This is a genomic window from Ruegeria sp. H7 (assembly GCF_056532945.1).
In genome coordinates, this window is sequence record NZ_JBQFNZ010000001.1 from 211121 (window position 1) to 231824 (window position 20704).

A 20704-nucleotide genomic window follows, 5' to 3' on the forward strand; every position below is an offset into this window, starting at 1 on the left:
TGAAGGACGAAATCGCGTATTCTGCGCCAAAGCACCAACACTGCATAAACGGGCAGACAATGACACGAGTTTTAACGGCATTTCTTTTGTTTCTTCTATTCGGCCTGCACGCCGCATCCGCTCAGCAAGACCAGGGCGTTTGGGTACAGGTCGAGGCTCAGCCTTCCTTGCGCGAGGCGCAGGAGCGCGCGCAGGTTTACGCCAGCGCCCTGCCCGATGTGAACGGGTTTCGTCTGAACAGCGGCTGGTACGCCATCGTCATTGGGCCTTACGCCCGCAGCGATGCCGAACAGGTTCTGCGCGTCTACCGCGCCGAAGGGGAAATCCCCCGCGACAGCTTCATCGCATTCTCCAGCGCCTTTGGTCAGCAGTTCTGGCCGGTCGGCGCCAACCTGCTGGACCGTGGAATCGCCACACCACCGGTAGAGCCCGAACCGCAGCCGGAACAAAACCTGTCCGAGGTGACACCGCAGGCGTCCGACGAAACCCGCGCGCAGGCGCTGCAATCCGAACGACTGCTGAGCGCGCAGGAACGGAAGGACCTGCAAACCGCGCTACAGGCCGCAGGGTTCTATAACTCGACCATCGACGGAGCATTCGGGCAAGGCACCCGCCGGTCGATGGGCGACTGGCAGCGCTTTAACGGCTATGAGCCGACAGGCGTTCTGACCACCTTGCAGCGCAAGGCGCTGATTGATGACTACAACGCGCCGCTGATCAGCGTTGGCATGGCGCAATATGTGGACGATAAGGCCGGTGTTGCGATGGACATGCCTTTGCAGGCATTGGCGTTTGATCGCTACGAAGCCCCCTTTGCCCATTTTAAGTCTGGTTCGGATATCGGAGCCAAGGCGCTGCTGATTTCTCAGGAAGGCGACAGATCCACGCTGCGCGCGTTGTATGAGGTAATGCAATCGCTGGAAATCGTGCCGCTGGACGGGCCGCGCGAGTTGCGTGGCGACCGGTTCTCGCTGGAAGGGCGCGGCAATGGCGTTGTTTCGTTCACGCAAGCCAAGCTGGAAGACGGGCGGATCAAAGGATTCACGCTGGTCTGGCCCGAAGGCGATGAGGCGCGCCGCCTGCGCGTTCTGGCGGCCATGGCGTCCAGCTTTGCGACCACCGACGCGGTTCTGGACGCAACCGCCGGGGCCAATTTGGATCAGCGGATCGATCTGGTCTCGGGCCTGCAAGTGCGCAAACCGCGCCTGTCCCGCTCGGGGTTTTTTGCCGACACAAACGGCGCGGTGCTGACCGTGTCCGAGGCAGCGGACAATTGCACCCGGATCACACTGGATGGCGATCAGGAGGTTCAGGTCGCCTGGACCGATACCGATCTGGGTGTTTCTGTCTTGCGCCCCAACCAAAGCCTGGCCCCGATGAGCGTTGCCGCCTTCAGCGCAGGCACCCCGCGCATTCAGTCCGAAGTGGCGGTGTCCGGGTATTCCTATCAGGGCGCACTGGGCGCCCCGACCCTGACCTACGGGCAAATCGCGGATGTCCGTGGTCTGGACGGTGAAGAAGGGGTCAAACGTCTGGCCCTGAACGCCCAGCCCGGCGATGCCGGAGGCCCCGTGTTCAACGACAGCGGCAATGTGGTGGGCATGTTGCTGCCGACACCCACCGAAGGGCGCACCCTGCCCGCCTCGGTCAGCCTTGCGGCGACTGCAGATCGTTTGACGGACGTTCTGACACAGGCAGGCGTTTCCGGTCAGTCCGGCCCTGAGGAGGCAACGCAAATCTCGCCGAACGAATTGAACCGCCGCGCAACGGGAATGACTGTTCTGGTTCATTGCTGGGACTGATCCCAGCCCTATCCGCAGAAAAAGAAACGCCGCAGAATTCTGCGGCGTTTTCTTATTTCAGGATCTCCGGCGTGACGTGGATCAGCGTTGGAGCCGGCGCAGCAAACGCGGCCTTCACCGCCTCTTGCAGTGCAGCCAGAGTGCCTGGCGCGGCGGACCGTGCCCCAAACGCCTCGGCCAGTTTGCAGAAATCGGGATTGCGCGCCACAACCGCATTTGGCGCGATCTGGCTACGGACCATGCTGTCCTCAATCTCTTTCAACTTGCCGTTGTCCCACAGGAAGATCGGCAGCGACAGGCCCAGTTCGACCGCAACGCCCAGTTCCTGCATCGTATAGTGAAACCCGTAATCCCCGGCGATCACAGCGGTTGGTTTGCCTCGCCGCGCCACAGCCCCGCCAATCCCCGCTGGCAGGCCATAGCCCAAGGTGCCAAAGCCGGTCGGGTGGTGCCAATGGTGGGGATAGGCCAAATCCCAGACCTCTTTCGCGACGTAGGCGAACTGGGTCATGTCGGAATAGATCATCGTGTCGGCGGGCATCGTGGCGCGCAAAGCGTCAAGGATCGGAACGATACCGGGCCGTTCAGCATCAACCTCGGCCCGCCAGCGGGCGCGGGCCTCGGCCACCTCGTCCTGCGACCAGCCCGTGGCCGGTTTCGCGTCTTCGGTCGCCATCCATAAGGCTCGGGCAAAGCTTGCGCTGTCTGCCTGTATTTTGACCGCAGCACGGTGATGGTCAGACAGCACCTCGGGGTCCAGATCGACGCGGATCAGAGTGGCCGAGTGCCCCAGTTCCCGCCGCCAGAGATCGACCTCACCCAATTCAGCCCCCACCGCGATCACCAGATCGGCCGAGGCGATCACCTCGGCACTACCGGGGCGCGGCAACATTGAGCCGAAGTCCAGGGGATAGTTCGTGCCAACCATGCCGCGCCCGGCATAGGTGGTGAAACAGGCGGCACCCACCTGCGTCAGAATCTGCCGCCAGTCATTCGACCGACATCCGCCGCCCAGAATGAACAAGGGGCGTTTCGCGATGTTCAGCAGGGACACAACCGGCGCCACATCCGGCGGCAATGCTTTGGTCCGCAGTGCTGGCTGATTTGGGAACGGGGCCGGTTCGGCCTCGGCCTCTAGCCGGGCAATCGGTACCTGAATATGCTTGGGACGGGGTCGCGACAGTTCGAATTCTTCAAATGCGCGCTCGATCAGGCCATAGGCGGCCTGTGCGGTGTTCGCCTGAGACGACCAGTCGGCCACTGTGCCCGCAGCCGCCTGCTGATCCTTCATCTGATGCAATTGCCCCCGCTGCGCCTGCGTCTCATCCAGACATGACGACAGAACCAGCATCGGCACCGAATCGCTATAGGCCTGCCCCATCGGCGTCATTATGTTGCACAGACCCGGACCGGTGATCACATAAGCCACGCCCGGCTTGCCCGTCGCGCGCGCATATCCGTCGGCCATGAAGCCTGCCCCCTGCTCGTGCCGGGCAAGAACATGGGTGATCCCGGCCTCTTCGATGCCACGGTACATTTCCTGATTGTGAACGCCGGGAATACCAAAGATCACGTCAACGCCACGATCCCTGAGCATATGCGAGATCTGCGCGCCAAGAGCTCTTTTCATCAGCTTCTCCAAAATTGAACGGTGAAGATTGCGTAAACGGCCAGCAACTCGAGCCGTCCGACCAGCATGCCGATGGTCAGCAGCCATTTCGCCGAGTCGTTCAGCCCGGCAAAATTACCCGCCGGACCGATCTGATCGCCCAGCCCCGGCCCCACGTTGGCCAGCGCCGTCGCCGCGCCCGAGACCGATGTGATGAAATCCAGCCCCGTCAGGGCCAGCGCCCAGGACAGAACGCCCATGGACAACACGAAGAACATGAAGAAACTCATGACCGAAGTCAGAACATCGCGGCTGACCGGGCGTCCGTCGTAAAGCGGCATGAACACCCCATGCGGGGACCGGATACGCCGAATCTGGGTTTTGATCGACGCAAACAACAGCTGATACCGGAACACCTTGATCGAACAGGCGGTCGAGCCCGCGCAGCCGCCGATCAGGCCGATCAGGAAAAACAGCATCACCGGGAAACTGCCCCAGGTCATGTAGTTGACGCTGGCATAGCCGGTGCCCGAGATGATCGAGGTGATGTTGAACAGCGACTCGCGGAAGGCGCGCTCCCAGTGGTGCGGAAAGACGGACATCAGGAAGACGGCCATGACAACGACCAGAACGAAGATCGTCGCCAGAAACGCCTTGATCTGACTGTCCTGCCAAAGTGAGTTGGTCTTGCCGTTGGCCAATTGCACATAGCGGACAAACGGCAGCGCGGCGAGGATCATGAACACCGAGGCCGCATATTCCGCCGGACCGGTGAAGGTCGCGAACGAGGAATCGTAGTTCGAAAAGCCACCCGTTGCGATGGTGGTCATGGAATGAACTGTGGCGTCAAAGAAGCTCATCCCGAAGCTGGCGTACACCAGTCCGCACGCCAGTGTCAGAAACACGTAGATCAGGGAAATCTGGCCCGCAATCTCTTGCGCGCGCGGCAGGATTTTTCCCATGGTTTCAAACCCTTCCGAGCGGAAGATCTGCATCCCACCCACGCGCAGCTCGGGCAGGAACACCATGGCGACAACGATGATGCCGATGCCGCCCAACCATTGCAGGATGCCGCGCCACAACAAAAGGCCCTGTGGCAGATCATCCAGCCCGGATATTACGGTCGAGCCTGTGGTCGTCAGGCCGGACATCGCCTCGAAATACGCGTCGACAAAGCGCAGTTCCGTTTCACCGAACAGAAACGGGATCGCGCCAAAGACCGGCAGCGCGACCCAGACGCCGGTTGTCAGCACAAAGGTCTGCCGGATGGTCAGCCCCTCGCCCACCCCGTTCGAGCAGCTCATGGCCAGAACCGACCCGGTCAGCATGGTGATGATCGCGCTTTCCAGGAATACATACCATTCGCCGCGCCCTTCGATCAGGTCCGCGAGCATAGGAAACAGCATGGTCGCCCCAAGAATGGCGACCAGCAAGCCAATCACATATCCGACCGGGCGAATGTCCATCATGAGGCGCAGCGTTGGCGCGCCTGCCCGACCGTGTCAAGCCGATGATCCGCGATTACTCGTCGGATTTTGCAACAGGTTGCGGCATCACCGGTGGTTTTGAAGGCGCCCGGGTGCGGCGTGCCTGCGGCTTAGGCGCCTCGGAAGCGGCAGGTTTTGCCGTCTCGGGCGCTTTTGCCGGAGCCGCCTGAACAGGCTTGGCCGCAGGTTTCGGCGCTTGGGCAGTTTTGGCCTTGGGCGCGGTTTTTGCGACCGCTGCTTTGCGTGGGGCGGGTTTGGCAGCCGGAGTCTTGGGCGCAGTTTTGACCACCACCGTTTTTTCCGGCGTAGGTTTCGCTGCAGCTTGCTTTGCGGGTGCCGGCTTTGCCTCGGTGGTCTTTGCAACAGGTGCCGCAAGTTTCGGCGCGGGCGCTGCGGCTTTGCCGGGTGCTTTCGCCTCAGCTTCGGGCTTCACAGCCGGTTTGGCCACAGCGCGTGGTTTCGCGGTAAACTTGGCCGCAGGTGCCGATTTGGGCTTGGCCGCCGCAGGTTTCTTGACCGGGGTCGCCGCTGCACGCTTGGCAACCGGTTTGGTCGCAACGGGCTTGGCCTCTGCCGGAGCGGGTTTGGATGCCGTATTGTGCAACGCGTGGACCGGGGCCATGGGCAGTTCCAACGCCGAACGCGCCATGATCTGCATGATCTTGATTTGGCTCACCATGGCGTAACCTGCCACGCGAAACGCCGCTGCCTGAAGTTCCAGCGGTTGGGTAATCGGATTCATTACATGTCTCTCCTGTAGTAGCGATGCAGCCAGGTCTGTGAGAGTGTAAGACCCGCCCCGCTCCGATCGCTCGGGCGGCAGGTTGGGTATTGCAGTCCAAGGCGTGGCACGTCTCGGTGTCCCTCCGGGGCGGCACGCACACAGTACGCAGGCGTGCCGCAGCTGCATTCAGGACCATCCATACCTCAAACGACTGCGCAATTGCAGCATTTCTGCTGCATTGCGGCGAAAAAACGCTGGTAGTCGCACTATGCGATGAATTTTCAGCCGCTTACCGGCCGCGGTTCATCCCACGTGGAACAGAGTCGCAAACAATCTGGGATCAAGGCTGGCCGATTCGAATGTCGGCCCTTCGGTCAGAACCGATACCGCATCGTGGCTGTGAAGGCTTTCCTGATGGCTGGCAATCACGCGGAAATCGCCGACGTGGTGATCTGCCAGCAGCTCGGCGCAGAACAGACGCGCGGCATCCTCGACGAAAATCGGGTTGGCGGCGTTCAATTCGGCAAACGCCTGCTCGTCCTCGCGTTTGACCATGACCTGTGTTTCGGTCGGAACCGCGCGGCGGCACAGTTCGATCAGGTCTTCGAACCACAGGCAATCCGCGTCACGATCCACGACAACCGAAATCCGGGCGACCGACCGTTGCGAGTGTGGCGTTGCAAGCTGCCCGCGCTGAGACCTTGCATGTTCACTCAGCTCCAGCGAACAGGGGCACGTGGACGAATAGACATAGTCCAGATGCATGATCTTCTGGCGAACGCCGTTCTGTTCCACCAGTTCCAGCGCAATGTCGTAATACTGGTACCCTTCCAGCCCCGACCGCAGGCTTTTCACCTTGATCGGATAGGAGAACCGCATCTGGATACGCGCGTCAAAGCTGTCCAGATCGGTCAGATAATCGCTCAGCGCCGATTCCATCACTTCGAAACTGAACGTCCGCTCGGTATGTTTGTAGAAAGACCGCATGATCCGGGACATGTTGATGCCCTTTTTCTCGGCCTCAAGGCTCACCGTGCCGGTGATCGAGGTTTCCAGCGTCAGGACATCACCGTCCTTGCGGTGGAACCGGATCGGCAGTCGGAAATTGGAAATCCCCACATGCTGAATCTGTTGCTTTGCGCCACGGATCAGACTGGACGGGCCGTTTTGCAGATCGGGCAGCGATGCACGATAGGCGGCGTCCACGGCAAAGCCATCGGGATAGTCCCGCGCAAGGGTCGGATAATTCACCGCACCCGTCCCCGGCAAAAGACGCGCAACCGCCGGATCAAGCTGAGAGATTTCCAGCGACGACGCAGTCTCGGCCCATTTCCGCAGCACCTTCAGGGCAGCAGCAGCTTCATCACGATCCGGGGTGTCAATGTCGCGCGGGTGAACATTCATGGACTGAGGTTCCTCGATTGGTCGTCATTGATATATACCACGGCAAGTTATTTGCCAGATAAACCTACTACGCGTGCAATAGCAGTCCGGATCGAAATGAGTGACGCGTTTGCGGCATTTTCAGTCAAAAACCGCCCGCGAATGTAGCTGACAACCATTCAGCAGAGTAAATCCGGGGGCTGACAGGCCCCCGGCAGCGCCTTGTTAACCTTGCGAGGCTTTCAGCGCGTTCTGAATATCGGCCAGAAGATCGCCTGCATCCTCAAGCCCAACCGAAAGGCGGATCAGACCGGGTGTGATGCCCAACTCATCCTTCTGTTCATCGCTCAGACGTTGATGCGTGGTTGTGGCCGGATGGGTCGCGATGGACTTGGCGTCACCCAGATTGTTCGAAATCACGGGGATCGTCATCGCGTTCAGGAACGCAAACGCAGCATCCTTGCCGCCCTTGATGTCCAGCGACAGGACGGTGCCGCCCTTGCCGCCCAACTGCCGTTGCACCAGATCATTCTGCGCGTGCGTCTTCAGGCCGGGATACAGGGTCCGTACCAAGGCCGGGTGCCCTTCCAGCGCCTCGGCAATCTGCTGCGCGGACGCGGCCTGAGCGTTGACCCGCAGCGCCATGGTTTCCAGACCTTTCAGCATGATCCAGGCGCTGAACGGGCTCAGCGCACCGCCGGTGTGCTTCATATACGGCTCGACCGTGCCGCGAATGAATTCCTTCGTGCCAAGAATGACACCGCCCAGCGCGCGCCCCTGCCCGTCGATATGTTTGGTGGCCGAATAGATCACGACATCCGCGCCCTGTTCGATCGCGCGCGAGAACACCGGGGTCGAGAACACGTTGTCCACCACGACCAGAGCACCCACCGCATGGGCCAGTTGGGCCACGGCCTCGATATCGATCACTTCCAGCGTCGGGTTCGACATGGACTCGAAGAACACGGCCTTGGTTTCGGGCCGGATTGCGGCCTTCCACTGGTCCAGATCGGTGCCGTCCACAAAGCTCACGTCAACGCCAAAACGCGTCAGGATGTTTTCGACGATGTACAAACAGGATCCGAACAAGGCTTTGGCCGAAACGATATGATCACCGGCCTTCAGCATCGAGGTCAGCGCGCCGTTGACCGCCGCCATACCCGAGGCGGTGGCAAACGCGTCCTCGGCCCCTTCCAGCGCCGCAATGCGCTGCTCAAAGATCGAGACGGTCGGGTTGCCGTAACGCGCATAGATGAACTCGTCCGGGCCACATTCCAGGAACCGGCCCTCGGCCTGTTCGGCGGTGTCATAGACGAAGCCCTGGGTCAGAAAAATCGCCTCGCTGACCTCATTATACTGACTGCGACGGATGCCGCCATGGACGGCTTGGGTGCGTTTGTTCCAGCTCTCGCTCATGTCATTCCTTTCGGCCTTGATCCCCAAGGCGCATCAAAAAAACCCCAGACGCGGTCAAGCGAAAGGGGCCTTTCATCCTGACCTTTTAGCGGTGTTGTTTAGCGTGGCCCGCAATCCGGTAACAAATCGCCACGTGATGCTGTTGCCCTTACGCCGCAGTCGCGAATTCGTCAACCCCGGCCCGGGGCAACGTCACGGTTCTGTAATCGTTCATTCATCGAAGCGTCATAGCGTCATGACAAAGCAGCACCACAACATCTTGTATGAGGCAGAGCCAATGCCAGTAATCAGGATCAATGCTGTCGACGGACACGCCCGGTTGCACGGCAGCCCCCGACCCATAACTGGGGTCTTGCGCCAAACGCGTCACACCAGCGGCCCGGTCATCATCATGACCCATGGCTACAAATATCGACCCGATGACCCCAACGCCTGCCCGCATCTTCACATGCTCTCGCTGCGCCCCAAAGCAATGCCGTGGTACAGCCCCAGCTGGCCGCAACATCTGGGCTTTGGCGCAGGGTTCCGGGATGAAGGGCTGGCCATCGCCTTCGGCTGGGACGCGCGCGGCCCGCTGTGGACAGCGCGGCGACGCGCGGTCGAAGCCGGGCGCGTTCTGGCCGATGTCATTCAACAGATGCGCAGTCTGAACCCCGATCGTCCCATACACTTTATCGGGCACTCCATGGGCACAGAACTGGCGCTGGAAGCGCTGCATCACATTCAGCCGGGGGTGCTGAACCGAATTGTCTCGCTGACCGGGGCCGTCTACCAATCGCGCGCCGTTGAAGCCTTGCAGACTGCCGCAGGTCGTCGGGCGGAATTCATCAACATCACCAGCCGCGAAAACGACCTGTTCGACTTCCTCTACGAAACGCTGATCCAACCGCCTGCACCGGGTGATCGCAGCATCGGGGCCGGTCTGAGCGCACCCAATGCCGTCACGCTACAGATCGACTGCTCTGCGACCGTGGATCACTTGTCCACTCTGGCCTTCCCCCTCGCGGCACCTCAGCGACGTATCTGTCACTGGTCCAGCTATACCCGACCCGGCGTTCTGCGCACCTACAACGCTTTGCTGCGCGACCCCGAGCGCCTGAGCCTGATCGCATTGCGGCGCGGTGTGCCCGACCAGCCGAACCGCCGCTGGTCACGGCTTTTTGCGGTGCCCCGCCCGCAAGCCCTCTTGCCGTTTGCGCAGAAAACCTCATGATTTCCTCAACCTGAGGAGACATCATGATCGATCTGTATTTCTGGCCCACGCCGAATGGCTGGAAAGTGTCCATCGCGCTGGAAGAGATGGGGCTGCCCTATACGACTCACCTGATCAACATCGGCAAAGGCGACCAGTTCGACCCCGCGTTTCTGAAGATCGCACCCAACAACCGCATGCCTGCGATTGTCGATCCCGACGGCCCCGGCGGCGCGCCCGTTTCCGTGTTCGAAAGCGGCGCGATCCTGATGTATCTGGCCCGCAAGACCGGGCGTTTTTACGGCGAAACCGAGCGTGACCGGATCGCGGTCGAGGAATGGCTGATGTGGCAGATGGGTGGCGTCGGCCCCATGGCGGGGCAAGCGCATCACTTTCTGAAATACGCCCCGCAACTGGACCCACCACAGGACCTGCCCTACCCCAAAGACCGCTACCGCGCCGAGGTCGGCCGGCTTTACGGCGTTCTCGACCGCCGACTGGCGGAGAATGAGTTTGTCGCGGGCGATTTCTACTCGATTGCGGACATGTCGATCTGGGGCTGGGCGAGCCTGTGGGAAGGGCAGCAACAAGTGCTGGACGACAAACCCCATTTTGCACGCTGGCTTGAAACGGTCAGCGCCCGCCCCGGCGTTCAGGCCGGTCGTGCGCTACATGCCGAATTGCGCGGCGATCATCGCGACAAGCAATCGCAGGGGGTATTGTTCAAGCGGTGAGCCGTTTTAACCTTCCGTCTTGATCGAAGGATCAAATAACGCCCGCGACCGCAGCCAATATCACCCACAAGCTGAGAACCATCCACGTCCCGGTGATCAAACAGAACATCCCGGGTTGTGTTGCGCGGTCGATCGGCTCGACAAAATCAGCACGCCCGGTTCTGAGGGCAAGCCAGGTCCAGATCAGAAACAGCACACCCCAGAAAACCTGCAAATCCAAAAACACGGCAAGCCAAACGCATGTCACCGCGATCAGCGATTTCCACGCCAACCCGTAGGTCTTGCGCGTCACGTCAGAGGTCTGGCTATCGTCTGCTGCAGCCGAGTCACCAAACGCGGGCTGGATCATGAAATGGGCACCCTGCCGGTCCGAGACCAATATACGCTCGTCCGGCAAGTCATTGTGATGGCACCCGCCCCGCGCCTTGATGTGCTGAACGGTGTCGGCCACCGATCTCACGCCGAAACATGGCATCCAATACCGAAACTTGCCCCGGACGGCCTCGGGCACCTCTTCGGCCTGCGCGACCACCGTGCCGTCGGGGTGGCGAATATCGTATCGGGGCCACGGGGTTGCCACGCTTTTCTCAAAGCGCCAGTTGAACAGATCCGCATAAAACGGTTCGATCAGGGCGATGTCCGGGACATGATGAAATCGGGCCACAACTGCGCCGGGCCCCGACGTCGCAGAGGTGTTATCCGGCCCCTCATACATTGTGAAACCCGCGCCTGATGGATCCCGGACCAGAGCGATGCGCGCCTCATCGCTGAACGGCTGAGGTTCCACTTCGATGATGACCCCTTTGTGCCGGCGTGCCTGTTCGACCTTCGCATCCAGATCATCGACATGGACATAAGACATCCAGAAAGACGGCATGTTCATCTGCGCCAACCGCTCGGGCATCGGGAAGATGGCCGCAACCTGCTGCCCGCTGATGGTGGCAAAGTCGTAAGCGCCATCGCCGCCGAAAGACCAGCTGAAGACGTCACTGTAATCGGCTCTGGCCGCCTGCATGTCGTAGGTAGACAGGTCGGTCCATAGAAAATGCCCGTATGCCATAGCGCCCTCTTGCCGTTTCGGTACTTACCCGAGCTACGACCGGAAATTCGGGCTGTCCAGAGGCCGCACTATACGCAGATTGCTTTATTGCCCCTCGCCCCGCACCAGCACATCCAGCATGTCTGAAATATCCTCGATCTCTTCCGCGATCACATGGGTCACCGAATGCGCCCGCTGCATCCGCCCCGTAACCCGCAGCAACCGACCCGATATCACCGCGCGGCGGAACTGCTCGTAAATCTTGCGCCAGACCACCACGTTCACGATACCCGTCTCGTCTTCGAGCGTGACGAAGATCACCCCCTTGGCGGTCCCCGGCCTCTGCCTCAGGATCACCAGCCCGGCCACGGCCACACGCGCGCCCTCGGGCGGTGCGGTCAACTGATCTGACGGCAAACAGGACGGCGGGCGCGGCCAGTCCCGCTTTGAAACCACGGGGCGAACAAGCATAAGAACAAAAATAGAACATACGCACGGAAAGTCCAGACACGGCGTCACGAGTCGCAAATGGTACTGGAAAGACCTAAAGGCCTTCACTAAGGAAGAATTCGAACATCGCAAAAGGAAGACGCACGCAATGGCAAAGATCACCTATGTCGAGCATGGCGGTACCGAACATACAGTCGAGGTCGCCAACGGACTGACCGTCATGGAAGGGGCCCGTGACAACAATATCCCCGGCATCGAGGCCGATTGCGGCGGCGCATGTGCCTGTTCTACCTGCCATGTCTATATCCACCCCGACTGGGTCGAGAAAATCCCCGCCAAGGATGACATGGAAGAGGATATGCTGGACTTCGCCTATGAACCCGACCCCGCCCGCTCGCGCCTGACCTGCCAGATCAAGGTCACCGATGCGCTGGACGGTCTGGTTGTGCAGATGCCGGAAAAGCAGATCTGATGCATCCCAAAGCGCCGCGCCTGCCCGTCCGCCTGTGGCAAGGATGGGCTCGCGGCGCGCTGACGGCCTTATGCATGTGGCTGGCGGGGGCACCCATGGCAACCGCCGACACCATAGCCTCTGCCCGATTCACAGAACCCACCACTCGTTATCCGCATGGCGTTCTGGGCGACACTATCGAATATGGCGCGCTGGAGCTCACCATCCAGACCGCTGACGCAAGCGCCAGCCCTTCAATATTGACGATACGCTTACCGCAAGATCGCGTTTTCGAAGACCTCGCGCCGCGGCTGGTGGACGTCACCAAAGACGGCTCACCCGAAGCCATTGTCGTCGAAAGCCAGGCCAACATCGGGGCACAGCTCGCGATCTATGACGCACGCGGGGAAAAGATTGCCGCGACACCGCATATCGGTACACGCTTCCGCTGGCTCGCCCCCATCGCAGCGGCTGATCTGGACGGCGATGGCCATATCGAGATTGCCTATATCGACCGCCCTCATCTTGCCAAAACCCTGCGCATCTGGCGCTACCAAGACGATGCTCTGACCGAAATCGCCTCGCTCCCCGGTCTGACCAACCACAAGATCGGTGAGGATTTCATCTCAGGCGGCCTGCGTACCTGCGCCAACGGTCCGGAACTCATCGTCGCCAGCGCCGATTGGACCCGGATCATCAGTATCACTTACCAAAACGATTGGACCCAAACCGATATCGGCCCATTCGCCGGCCCCGAAAGCCTCGCCCAAGCCCTGGAATGCTGATCCGTTCTTCATCTGGCCAAAAATATCTCGGGGAGGGCGAGGGGCTGGCCCCTCGCCCAGAAAATTGAGACGGGCGCAGCCCGGCAATCAGATCACAGCGCCCGCCACCCAATATCGCGGCGGAAAAACCCTTCGGGCCACTCGACCCCATCCACCATCGCATAGGCCCGATCCCGCGCCTCTTGCAGCGTCTCACCGCGCGCGGTGACGTTCAGCACCCGCCCGCCAGAGGCCTGCACCTGCCCCTCAACCGCCTTGGTGCCCGCATGGAATACCATATTGCCGCTATCTTCCGGCAGACCATCCAAGCCTTTGATAACCGACCCTTTCTCATACGCCCCGGGATAGCCTTTCGCGGCCATGACCACGGTCATCGCATGATCATCCGCCCAGTTGACGCGGGTCTCATCCAACCGCCCCTCGGCTGCTGCATGCATCAGGTCCATCACCTGCGCGCCCAGACGCATCATCAGAACCTGACACTCGGGATCGCCGAACCGGACGTTGTATTCCACCAGACGCGGTTGCCCGTCCTTGATCATCAGACCGGCATAGAGCACCCCCTGAAACGGAGCGCCCCGGCGTTTCATCTCGGCCATGGTGGGACGAATGATCTCGTCCATAGCGCGGGCCTCGACCTCGGCGCTGAGAACCGGTGCAGGAGAGTACGCCCCCATTCCGCCAGTATTCATCCCGGTGTCCCCTTCGCCAACCCGCTTGTGGTCCTGCGCGGTCCCGACAGACAGAATGATTTCACCGTCACACAGCACGAACAATGACGCTTCTTCACCATCCATGAACTCTTCGATGACCACTTCGGCCCCTGCACCACCGAACGCACCGCCGAACATGTCGTCGATAGCCTCCAGAGCCGCCTGCTCGTCCATCGCCACAATCACGCCCTTGCCCGCCGCCAGGCCGTCAGCCTTGACGACAATCGGTGCGCCCTGCTCGCGGATATAGGCTTTGGCCGGTTCCGCTTCGGTAAAACGCGCATAAGCCGCCGTTGGTGCGCCAGAGGCATCGCAAATCTCTTTGGTAAAGCTTTTCGAAGCTTCCAGCCGCGCCGCCTCGGCTGACGGGCCAAAGACCAGCACGCCTGCCTCACGCAGCCGATCCGCCACGCCTGCGGCCAAAGGCGCTTCGGGGCCGACGATCACGAAATCGATCGCGTTGGCTTCGGCGAAATTGACCACCGCGCCGCCATTTTCGATATCCAAAGACGCGCATTCGGCGATCTGAGCGATCCCGGCATTGCCCGGCGCAACAATCAGACGGTCGCATTTGGGGTTCTGCATCACCGCCCAGGCCAGGCTGTGCTCGCGCCCGCCGCTGCCGAGAATAAGGATGTTCATGGGGTCGTCTCCGATCTGCTTGGCCTCGCCTGCGCGGCGTTCTAAGCTGGCCGGGCATTTGACACAAGGCGCTGAAATGTCCGACCTGCTAGACGACCCCATTCCTGGCCAAAACACCCCTGAATATTCGGTTTCCGAGATATCCGGCGAGGTGAAGCGCACGCTCGAAGGATCGTTTGGGCGAATCCGTGTTCGGGGTGAGGTCGGACGGGTGTTCAAGGCGCGCTCGGGTCACCTGTACTATGACATCAAAGACGACCGGAACGTGCTGGCCTGTACGACATGGAAAGGCCAGATCTCGGGCTTGTCGGTGGTTCCGGAAGAAGGGTTGGAGGTCGTTGTCACCGGTCGCCTGACCGCCTTTGGTGCACAGTCCAAATACAACATGAATGTCGATGAGGTCGCGGTCGCAGGCCAAGGCGCGCTGATGGCGCTGCTGGAAAAGCGCAAGAAGCAGCTGGAAGCCGAAGGGCTGTTTGCCCCTGAACGCAAAAAGCCGCTGCCCTATCTGCCGCAAATCATCGGCGTTGTGACCTCCCCCTCCGGTGCGGTAATCCGGGACATTCTGCATCGCCTGCGGGATCGGTTTCCCCGCAAGGTTCTGATCTGGCCGGTCGCTGTGCAAGGCGCCAACTGCGCCCCCGAGGTCACGCGCGCCATCGAAGGTTTCAACGCGCTCACACCCGGAGGCGCGCTGCCCCGTCCCGATCTGATCATTGTCGCACGCGGTGGTGGCTCGATCGAAGACCTGTGGGGGTTCAACGAAGAAAGCGTGGCCCGCGCGGCGGCGGCCTCGGACATACCGCTGATCTCAGCCGTGGGCCACGAGACGGACACAACGCTGATCGATTTCGTCTCGGACCGCCGCGCGCCCACGCCAACTGCAGCCGCCGAACTGGCCGTGCCCGTACGGATGGAACTTCTGGCCTGGACCAACGAGCAAGGCGCACGTCTGTCCCGCGCCGCCAGCGATGCGGTCCAGCGCCGCGCCCAGCGTTTGCGCGATGTTGCCCGCGCCTTGCCGCGCCCGGACAGTTTGTTGAACTCCCCCCGGCAACGCCTTGATCTGATTGCGGAACGCCTGACACCTGCTTTGAACCGAGGTGTTCAGAACCGCCGCCTGCAACTGGTCGAAATGTCCGCCCATCTGCGCCCCTCGACCTTGCGCAACGTCGTTTCCTCACGTCAGGAAAGCCTGCGCAACCTGTCCTCTCGCCTGTCCCTGCGCCCCATTCAGCGCGAGATCGACCAACAGCGGCAGGCCACCGCCCGACTGGCCGAACGTCTGAACGCAGCCCAAAATACCCGGCTGGATCGCCTGCGTCAGCAACTGGACGCCACGGATCGGTTGCGCGAAACGCTCAGCTACAAGGCCACTCTGGCGCGCGGCTATGCGGTTGTCCGGGCCGAAGGCGATGTGGTCACCACCAAATCGCAGGCCGCCAAGCACCCGGCTCTTGAGATCGAATTCGCCGATGGTCGCCTGACGACCGGAGGGGCCGGTAAAACCCCTGCCAAAAAGGCCAAAGCGGATACCCCGGATCAGGGCTCGCTGTTCTAAGCCATGCTGACGATCTGGGGCCGCAAAACGTCATCCAATGTGCAGGCTCTGATGTGGTGCGTCGAAGAACTGGGCCTGGATTATGAACGACACGATGTCGGTCATCGTTTCGGCGGTCTGGACACGCCGGACTTCGCGAACCTGAACCAAAACCGCACCATCCCCGTGATACAGGACGGCCCCAACCCACCCCTTTGGGAGACCGGAGCAATCCTGCGCTATCTCGCCGACCGCTACGGGCCCGACACCTTTTGGCCCAAAGACTCGGCTCATCGGGCCGAGGTCGACAAATGGGCCGAATGGGCCAAGATCAACATTGCGATGGCCTTCACCGTTCCCGTGTTCTGGCAGGTTGTGCGAACGGCCAAGTCAGAGCAGGATGAAAAATCCATCAACTCCGCCGTAAAAGCCCTTGAAAGAAAACTTGAAATTGCGGACACGCAGCTTGTAGGAAGGGCCTTCATTGCCGGAGCTGACCTGACTTTGGCCGACATCCAGTTGGGTCACATCCTGTACCGATATTATGATATCGACATCCCAAGGGCACCTTTACCAAATCTACAACGTTACTTTGACAGGCTGAGCCAGCGACCTGCGTATCAGGAACACGTCATGATCAGCTACGACGACCTTCGCGTAAACTAGGATCAGACCCCGACCTCGGGACCAAGGCACACCATGTCCTGGCCCAGATCCTCGATCCCATACAGCTCGGTTGCCTGAGGATCGCCGTCTGGCCGCGCGATCAGGCCACCGCCGGACCGTTTGAACACCCAGCATTGCGGATCCAGCCTGTCTTCGTAGACAAAACAGATCTGTTCCTCACGCTGATACCAGACGCCTTTCTTGCACTGCCCGTCCAGAAACGACCAGATGACACGCCGATCGGGCAGATACTGCTCAACCCCATAAACCTTCCCTTGGAAACCATAAAACAGGGTTTTTCCGCGCGTATACTCATCGAACTCCGCGCCGGAAAGCGCTGTTTGCGCGCCAACGGCTTGGGCCGAGAGGGCCAGTAGAATCGCAAGATACCTCACCATGCGACCATAGTGTCAGATACCGGCAGCCAAGGCTAATCGCATTGCCCGGTTTCGCCTGCCTCTACGTCACCTGTTGCCTGGGCTGCAGATCAGGAAGGACAGTAGGCCCAAAACAACCGAGAGGATACGACATGACCGTCCTGTTCTGGATCGCAGCGGCATGTGCGCTGGCCTATCTTCCCCTGGCACCGCGCCCGGCAGGTGCTGCGCGAACGGTGCTCAAAACCGCCTCGGTCGCGTTGCTGGCCGTGATCGCTGCGCTTGAAGGCGGCGCGATGCTGCTGATCTTCGCGCTTGCGCTCTGCGCCGTCGGGGACGCCTTGCTCTCACGCGAGTCCGAGGCAACCTTCATGGCAGGCATCGGCGCATTTGCGGCAGGCCACATCGCCTATATTGCCCGGTTCCTGTCTCATCCTGCCAGCGCAGCCGGCCTCATCCTTGATCGACCGGGGATATTCTGGTCGCTGATCCTTCTGGGTGTCGTCGTCATTACAATCCTCCCGCCCCGCGCCGGAGAGCTGAAGGTCCCCGTTCTGATCTATATCCCCATCATTCTCGGCATGGGAGTATCGGTCCTGTCCCTGCCACCCACCGGCATGCTGGTCTGGGCCCTTCCGGCCGCGCTGGCCTTCATTGCCTCGGATCTGGTTCTGGCGACCGAAAAGTTCCTTCTGCCCCCAAACCACCCGGCCCTGAAACTCACACCCTATGCGATCTGGCCGCTCTATTGGGTGGCGCAGGCCGGGCTGCTGATTGCCTTTACCTGACCCTTTGCAACTCGGGTAAATCCGCATTAGGTGGGGGGAACACCTGCGGAGATCGAAAATGGCGTTTTTTTCAAAGCTGAAGGACAAGCTGTTCAAATCCTCTTCACGCCTTGAACAGGGGCTGGAAGCCATTGTCGAAGACGGCGGTGAGGAAACCGCCGCTGATCCGGTGATCCCACAGCCCGAGCCCAAACCGCAGCCGGTGCCGGAGATTCCTACGCCCGTACCGACCACCGAGCCTGTCGAGGTGCCCGAGCCTGCCCCCGCAGACCCAACCCCGGCGCCTACGCCGCCCGAAGTCCCTGAAAACAAGGGGCTTCTGGGTCGTCTGTTCAGTCGCTCTGAAAGCAAAACCGAAATCCGCCGCACGCTGGATGACGATATGCTGGAACAGCTCGAAGAACTGCTGATCGCCTCTGACATGGGCGTCGACACCGCCTTGCGCGTCACTGCCAATATGGCCGAGGGGCGCTTTGGCCGCAAACTCTCGGCCCGCGAAATCAAGCAGTTGCTGGCGCAGGAAGTCGCCCGCGTGATGGAACCCGTTGCCCGCCCGCTGCCTATCTACCCCAAACGCCCACAGGTGGTTCTGGTCGTCGGCGTCAACGGCTCTGGCAAAACCACGACCATCGGCAAGCTTGCCAGCCAGTTCAAATCCGCAGGCAAAAAAGTCGTCATCGCCGCCGGAGACACGTTCCGCGCCGCCGCCGTCGAACAACTGCAAGTCTGGGGCGAGCGCGCAGGCGTCCCGGTTCTGACCGCCCCCGAAGGGTCCGACCCCGCCAGCCTCGCCTTCGACGCGCTGACCAAAGCACAAGAAGACGGTGCAGACCTGCTGATGATCGACACGGCGGGCCGCCTGCAAAACCGCGCTGACCTGATGGAGGAACTGGCCAAAATCGTGCGCGTCATCCGCAAGGTCGACGATACTGCCCCGCACAACACCCTGCTCGTGCTTGACGCCACCACCGGTCAAAACGCGCTCAGCCAGGTGGAAACCTTCCGCAATTTGGCCGACGTCTCGGGTCTGGTGATGACCAAACTCGACGGCACCGCCAAGGGCGGCGTGCTTGTCGCGCTGGCAGACAAATTCGGCCTGCCCATCCACGCCATCGGCGTCGGAGAACAAATCGACGACCTCGCCCCCTTCGACCCCGAGGAATTCGCCGCCGCCCTCACCGGCCTCGACCCAAGCTGATCCGATTCTTCATCTGGCTAAAAATATCTTCGGGGGTCTGGGGGCAGACAGCCCCCAGCCTCTCCCACCAGCACAAAGATCTGATACTTGAGCGACTGGCTGATCTCACTCGAAGGCACCGAAGCGGGCCACCAGCTTGCCCTTGGGCTGGCGCTGATGGCTGCCTTCCTGCACGCCGCGTTCGGCGCACTTCAAAAAGGCCGCCACGACCCGTGGCTGTCGCGGGGGGCCATCGACGCCTGCTATTGCCTGATGGCCGCCCCCTTCGCCTTCTTCGTCGTGCCATGGCCTGAACCCTATATGTGGCCCATCTTTGGGGTCGTCTGGCTGATCCACATCGCCTACAAAACGCTTCAAGCCATGGCCTATACCAAAGGCTCCTATACGGTCGTCTATCCTGTCGTCCGGGGCACCGGCCCGCTGTTCACCGTGATCGGAGCCTATCTGCTGTTCGGGGAAACCTTTACAGGCACCCAGTGGCTGGGCGTGGCGGTCCTTCTGGCGGGGATATTCGGCCTCGCGATCTACAACCTGCGCTTTCTCGAAACCAACCGGGAAACGCTTGGCATCGCGCTGGCGCTGGCCGTGGCCACCGGGTTGTTTGTGGCGCTTTATACCACCTATGACGCCTATGGCATCCGCGCCACCGCCGACCCGTTCACCTTCCTTGCCTGGTTCTTCATGATCGACGGGGCCGCGATGCCGATCTACGCCTTCCTCAGATGGCGCGCCATGATCAACCGTCCGGCTATCGGGCCCCTGATGCTGCGCGGGCTTGCGGGCGGCATCATCGCGCCGTTGTCTTTTGGGTCCATCATGCTGGCCACGCGGCTGGACAAGGTGGGCGAGGCCGCCGTCTTGCGTGAAACTTCCACCGTATTCGCCGCCCTGATCGGCTGGCTGGTTCTGAAAGAAACCGTTGGCCCCAGACGCATTGCCCTGATGGCATTGATTGCATTGGGCGCCGTAATAGTTGAAATGGGCGGGTAAGCAGCAGGAAGACATGATGACAGGCAAAAAAGACATCAACCCGTTTCTGAAACAGGTGCTGGAGCTTGGGCCCCCGCTGGCCTTCTTCTTCATCTACCTGCGCCTGCGCGATGACAGCTTCCTGATCGGCGGCACCGAGTATTCGGGGTTCATTATCGCCACCATCATCTTCGTGCCGCTGATGCTGGCCGCGATGGGCATCCTTTGGTTCCTGACCGGGAAACTCAGCCGATTGCAGATTTTCACCGCCTTCATGGTCATCTTTTTCGGCGGGCTGACCGCCTGGTTCAATGATGAGCGGTTTTTCAAAATGAAAACCACGCTGGTCTATGGCGTTTTCTCGACGATTCTGGGCATCGGACTGCTGCAGGGGAAATCCTATCTGGCCTATGTACTGGACGAGATGCTGCCGATGAAACACGAAGGCTGGATGATCCTGACGCGCCGTCTGTGTGCCTGTTTTGCTGTGCTGGCTGTCGCCAATGAAATTGTCTGGCGGACCATGTCCACCGACCTGTGGGTCAAGATCGAAACCTTCGGCTTTCCGATTGCCCTGATGGCGTTCCTGATGCTGCAGTTCAGCCTGTTGCAAAACTACATGGACGACCCCGACCGCCAATAAACGGTTTGCGCCGTGGAACATGCCGTCGGGTTCAACCGTAAAGAGAGCAAATCCATACAAAAAACCTTGGCTTAGCGGGCAAGCTGTGAAAGGTTA

General features: G+C 60.8%; 20 protein-coding genes and 1 riboswitch. Of the genes, 11 read left to right on the forward strand and 9 right to left on the reverse strand.

Annotation, left to right across the window (positions count from 1 at the left end; all coding sequences use genetic code 11):
* Positions 1 to 59: 59 nt before the first annotated feature.
* The gene (locus ACR0AC_RS00995) at positions 60 to 1802 is read left to right on the forward strand and encodes a serine protease (protein ID WP_480871667.1); all 1743 of its coding nucleotides are present in this window, start codon (positions 60 to 62) and stop codon (positions 1800 to 1802) included.
* A 52-nt stretch (positions 1803 to 1854) separates the two neighbouring features.
* Here the strand turns inward: ACR0AC_RS00995 and ACR0AC_RS01000 are convergent, their stop codons facing one another.
* From ACR0AC_RS01000 to metZ, 5 genes are all read right to left on the reverse strand, one after another.
* Positions 1855 to 3432: a 5-guanidino-2-oxopentanoate decarboxylase gene (locus tag ACR0AC_RS01000; RefSeq protein WP_480871668.1), complete on the reverse strand. Its 1578-nt coding sequence runs from the start codon at positions 3430 to 3432 to the stop codon at positions 1855 to 1857.
* Complete coding sequence (locus tag ACR0AC_RS01005; RefSeq protein ID WP_170451465.1) at positions 3432 to 4880, reverse strand: TrkH family potassium uptake protein; 1449 nt, start codon at positions 4878 to 4880, stop codon at positions 3432 to 3434. The genes ACR0AC_RS01000 and ACR0AC_RS01005 overlap by 1 nt, the downstream gene beginning before the upstream one ends.
* Positions 4881 to 4932: 52 nt before the next feature.
* Positions 4933 to 5640 (reverse strand): hypothetical protein, encoded by a 708-nt coding sequence (locus ACR0AC_RS01010; protein WP_170451467.1) that lies wholly within the window; start codon positions 5638 to 5640, stop codon positions 4933 to 4935.
* Between the two features lie 285 nt (positions 5641 to 5925).
* Positions 5926 to 7026 carry a GTP cyclohydrolase FolE2 gene (gene folE2 / locus ACR0AC_RS01015; protein ID WP_170451469.1) on the reverse strand — a complete coding sequence of 367 codons (1101 nt, stop codon included), beginning with the start codon at positions 7024 to 7026 and terminating at the stop codon, positions 5926 to 5928.
* A 204-nt stretch (positions 7027 to 7230) separates the two neighbouring features.
* Positions 7231 to 8421, reverse strand: a complete 1191-nt coding sequence (gene metZ, locus ACR0AC_RS01020) for an O-succinylhomoserine sulfhydrylase (protein ID WP_480871669.1) — start codon at positions 8419 to 8421, stop codon at positions 7231 to 7233.
* A gap of 65 nt (positions 8422 to 8486) precedes the next feature.
* Positions 8487 to 8564, reverse strand: a riboswitch (SAM riboswitch).
* 134 nt (positions 8565 to 8698) lie between these two features.
* On the opposite strand from metZ, the gene ACR0AC_RS01025 reads away from it, so the two are divergent.
* Together ACR0AC_RS01025 and ACR0AC_RS01030 are read left to right on the forward strand one after the other, a co-directional pair.
* Entirely contained in the window at positions 8699 to 9634 is a 936-nt protein-coding gene (locus ACR0AC_RS01025; protein ID WP_480871670.1) for a DUF726 domain-containing protein, read from the forward strand.
* Positions 9635 to 9657: 23 nt separating this feature from the next.
* Complete coding sequence (locus tag ACR0AC_RS01030; protein WP_170451474.1) at positions 9658 to 10347, forward strand: glutathione S-transferase N-terminal domain-containing protein; 690 nt, start codon at positions 9658 to 9660, stop codon at positions 10345 to 10347.
* 31 nt (positions 10348 to 10378) lie between these two features.
* Here ACR0AC_RS01030 and ACR0AC_RS01035 read toward each other — a convergent pair whose 3' ends face one another.
* Entirely contained in the window at positions 10379 to 11407 is a 1029-nt protein-coding gene (locus tag ACR0AC_RS01035) for a VOC family protein (RefSeq protein ID WP_480871671.1), read from the reverse strand.
* A gap of 84 nt (positions 11408 to 11491) precedes the next feature.
* Entirely contained in the window at positions 11492 to 11857 is a 366-nt protein-coding gene (locus tag ACR0AC_RS01040; protein ID WP_170451479.1) for an OB-fold nucleic acid binding domain-containing protein, read from the reverse strand.
* A gap of 127 nt (positions 11858 to 11984) precedes the next feature.
* Between ACR0AC_RS01040 and ACR0AC_RS01045 the strand changes: the two genes are divergently transcribed.
* Both ACR0AC_RS01045 and ACR0AC_RS01050 read left to right on the forward strand, forming a co-directional pair.
* Positions 11985 to 12308, forward strand: a complete 324-nt coding sequence (locus ACR0AC_RS01045) for a 2Fe-2S iron-sulfur cluster-binding protein (protein ID WP_039534845.1) — start codon at positions 11985 to 11987, stop codon at positions 12306 to 12308.
* The gene (locus ACR0AC_RS01050; protein WP_480871672.1) at positions 12308 to 13072 is read left to right on the forward strand and encodes an FG-GAP repeat domain-containing protein; all 765 of its coding nucleotides are present in this window, start codon (positions 12308 to 12310) and stop codon (positions 13070 to 13072) included. The genes ACR0AC_RS01045 and ACR0AC_RS01050 overlap by 1 nt, the downstream gene beginning before the upstream one ends.
* A gap of 92 nt (positions 13073 to 13164) precedes the next feature.
* On the opposite strand, the gene purD is transcribed toward ACR0AC_RS01050, so the two are convergent.
* Entirely contained in the window at positions 13165 to 14427 is a 1263-nt protein-coding gene (gene purD / locus ACR0AC_RS01055) for a phosphoribosylamine--glycine ligase (RefSeq protein WP_480871673.1), read from the reverse strand.
* Positions 14428 to 14503: 76 nt separating this feature from the next.
* On the opposite strand from purD, the gene xseA reads away from it, so the two are divergent.
* Together xseA and ACR0AC_RS01065 are read left to right on the forward strand one after the other, a co-directional pair.
* Positions 14504 to 15988, forward strand: coding sequence for an exodeoxyribonuclease VII large subunit (gene xseA, locus ACR0AC_RS01060; RefSeq protein WP_170621600.1), 1485 nt, complete (start codon positions 14504 to 14506; stop codon positions 15986 to 15988).
* Positions 15989 to 15991: 3 nt separating this feature from the next.
* Positions 15992 to 16633, forward strand: coding sequence for a glutathione S-transferase family protein (locus tag ACR0AC_RS01065; protein ID WP_170621599.1), 642 nt, complete (start codon positions 15992 to 15994; stop codon positions 16631 to 16633).
* 2 nt (positions 16634 to 16635) lie between these two features.
* Here ACR0AC_RS01065 and ACR0AC_RS01070 read toward each other — a convergent pair whose 3' ends face one another.
* Positions 16636 to 17031, reverse strand: a complete 396-nt coding sequence (locus tag ACR0AC_RS01070; RefSeq protein WP_170621598.1) for a hypothetical protein — start codon at positions 17029 to 17031, stop codon at positions 16636 to 16638.
* Between the two features lie 131 nt (positions 17032 to 17162).
* Between ACR0AC_RS01070 and ACR0AC_RS01075 the strand changes: the two genes are divergently transcribed.
* The 4 genes from ACR0AC_RS01075 (at position 17163) to ACR0AC_RS01090 (ending at position 20608) form a co-directional block, all read left to right on the forward strand.
* Positions 17163 to 17798 (forward strand): lysoplasmalogenase family protein, encoded by a 636-nt coding sequence (locus ACR0AC_RS01075; RefSeq protein WP_480871674.1) that lies wholly within the window; start codon positions 17163 to 17165, stop codon positions 17796 to 17798.
* Positions 17799 to 17856: 58 nt separating this feature from the next.
* Positions 17857 to 18996 (forward strand): signal recognition particle-docking protein FtsY, encoded by a 1140-nt coding sequence (gene ftsY, locus ACR0AC_RS01080; protein ID WP_480871675.1) that lies wholly within the window; start codon positions 17857 to 17859, stop codon positions 18994 to 18996.
* Between the two features lie 87 nt (positions 18997 to 19083).
* Positions 19084 to 19986, forward strand: a complete 903-nt coding sequence (locus tag ACR0AC_RS01085; RefSeq protein WP_170451491.1) for a DMT family transporter — start codon at positions 19084 to 19086, stop codon at positions 19984 to 19986.
* A gap of 16 nt (positions 19987 to 20002) precedes the next feature.
* Complete coding sequence (locus tag ACR0AC_RS01090) at positions 20003 to 20608, forward strand: inner membrane-spanning protein YciB (RefSeq protein ID WP_170451493.1); 606 nt, start codon at positions 20003 to 20005, stop codon at positions 20606 to 20608.
* Positions 20609 to 20704 lie beyond the last annotated feature (96 nt).

Coding starts and splice junctions, on each gene's coding strand:
- ACR0AC_RS01025 (WP_480871670.1), top strand. CDS start 8,699: ATGCCAGTAATCAGGATCAATGCTGTCGACGGACACGCCCGGTTGCAC.
- ACR0AC_RS01030 (WP_170451474.1), top strand. CDS start 9,658: ATGATCGATCTGTATTTCTGGCCCACGCCGAATGGCTGGAAAGTGTCC.
- ftsY (WP_480871675.1), top strand. CDS start 17,857: ATGGCGTTTTTTTCAAAGCTGAAGGACAAGCTGTTCAAATCCTCTTCA.
- ACR0AC_RS01035 (WP_480871671.1), bottom strand. CDS start 11,407: ATGGCATACGGGCATTTTCTATGGACCGACCTGTCTACCTACGACATG.
- ACR0AC_RS01065 (WP_170621599.1), top strand. CDS start 15,992: ATGCTGACGATCTGGGGCCGCAAAACGTCATCCAATGTGCAGGCTCTG.
- ACR0AC_RS01040 (WP_170451479.1), bottom strand. CDS start 11,857: ATGCTTGTTCGCCCCGTGGTTTCAAAGCGGGACTGGCCGCGCCCGCCG.
- ACR0AC_RS01075 (WP_480871674.1), top strand. CDS start 17,163: ATGACCGTCCTGTTCTGGATCGCAGCGGCATGTGCGCTGGCCTATCTT.
- ACR0AC_RS01005 (WP_170451465.1), bottom strand. CDS start 4,880: ATGATGGACATTCGCCCGGTCGGATATGTGATTGGCTTGCTGGTCGCC.
- folE2 (WP_170451469.1), bottom strand. CDS start 7,026: ATGAATGTTCACCCGCGCGACATTGACACCCCGGATCGTGATGAAGCT.
- metZ (WP_480871669.1), bottom strand. CDS start 8,421: ATGAGCGAGAGCTGGAACAAACGCACCCAAGCCGTCCATGGCGGCATC.
- ACR0AC_RS01010 (WP_170451467.1), bottom strand. CDS start 5,640: ATGAATCCGATTACCCAACCGCTGGAACTTCAGGCAGCGGCGTTTCGC.
- purD (WP_480871673.1), bottom strand. CDS start 14,427: ATGAACATCCTTATTCTCGGCAGCGGCGGGCGCGAGCACAGCCTGGCC.
- ACR0AC_RS00995 (WP_480871667.1), top strand. CDS start 60: ATGACACGAGTTTTAACGGCATTTCTTTTGTTTCTTCTATTCGGCCTG.
- xseA (WP_170621600.1), top strand. CDS start 14,504: ATGTCCGACCTGCTAGACGACCCCATTCCTGGCCAAAACACCCCTGAA.
- ACR0AC_RS01050 (WP_480871672.1), top strand. CDS start 12,308: ATGCATCCCAAAGCGCCGCGCCTGCCCGTCCGCCTGTGGCAAGGATGG.
- ACR0AC_RS01070 (WP_170621598.1), bottom strand. CDS start 17,031: ATGGTGAGGTATCTTGCGATTCTACTGGCCCTCTCGGCCCAAGCCGTT.
- ACR0AC_RS01000 (WP_480871668.1), bottom strand. CDS start 3,432: ATGAAAAGAGCTCTTGGCGCGCAGATCTCGCATATGCTCAGGGATCGT.
- ACR0AC_RS01045 (WP_039534845.1), top strand. CDS start 11,985: ATGGCAAAGATCACCTATGTCGAGCATGGCGGTACCGAACATACAGTC.
- ACR0AC_RS01090 (WP_170451493.1), top strand. CDS start 20,003: ATGACAGGCAAAAAAGACATCAACCCGTTTCTGAAACAGGTGCTGGAG.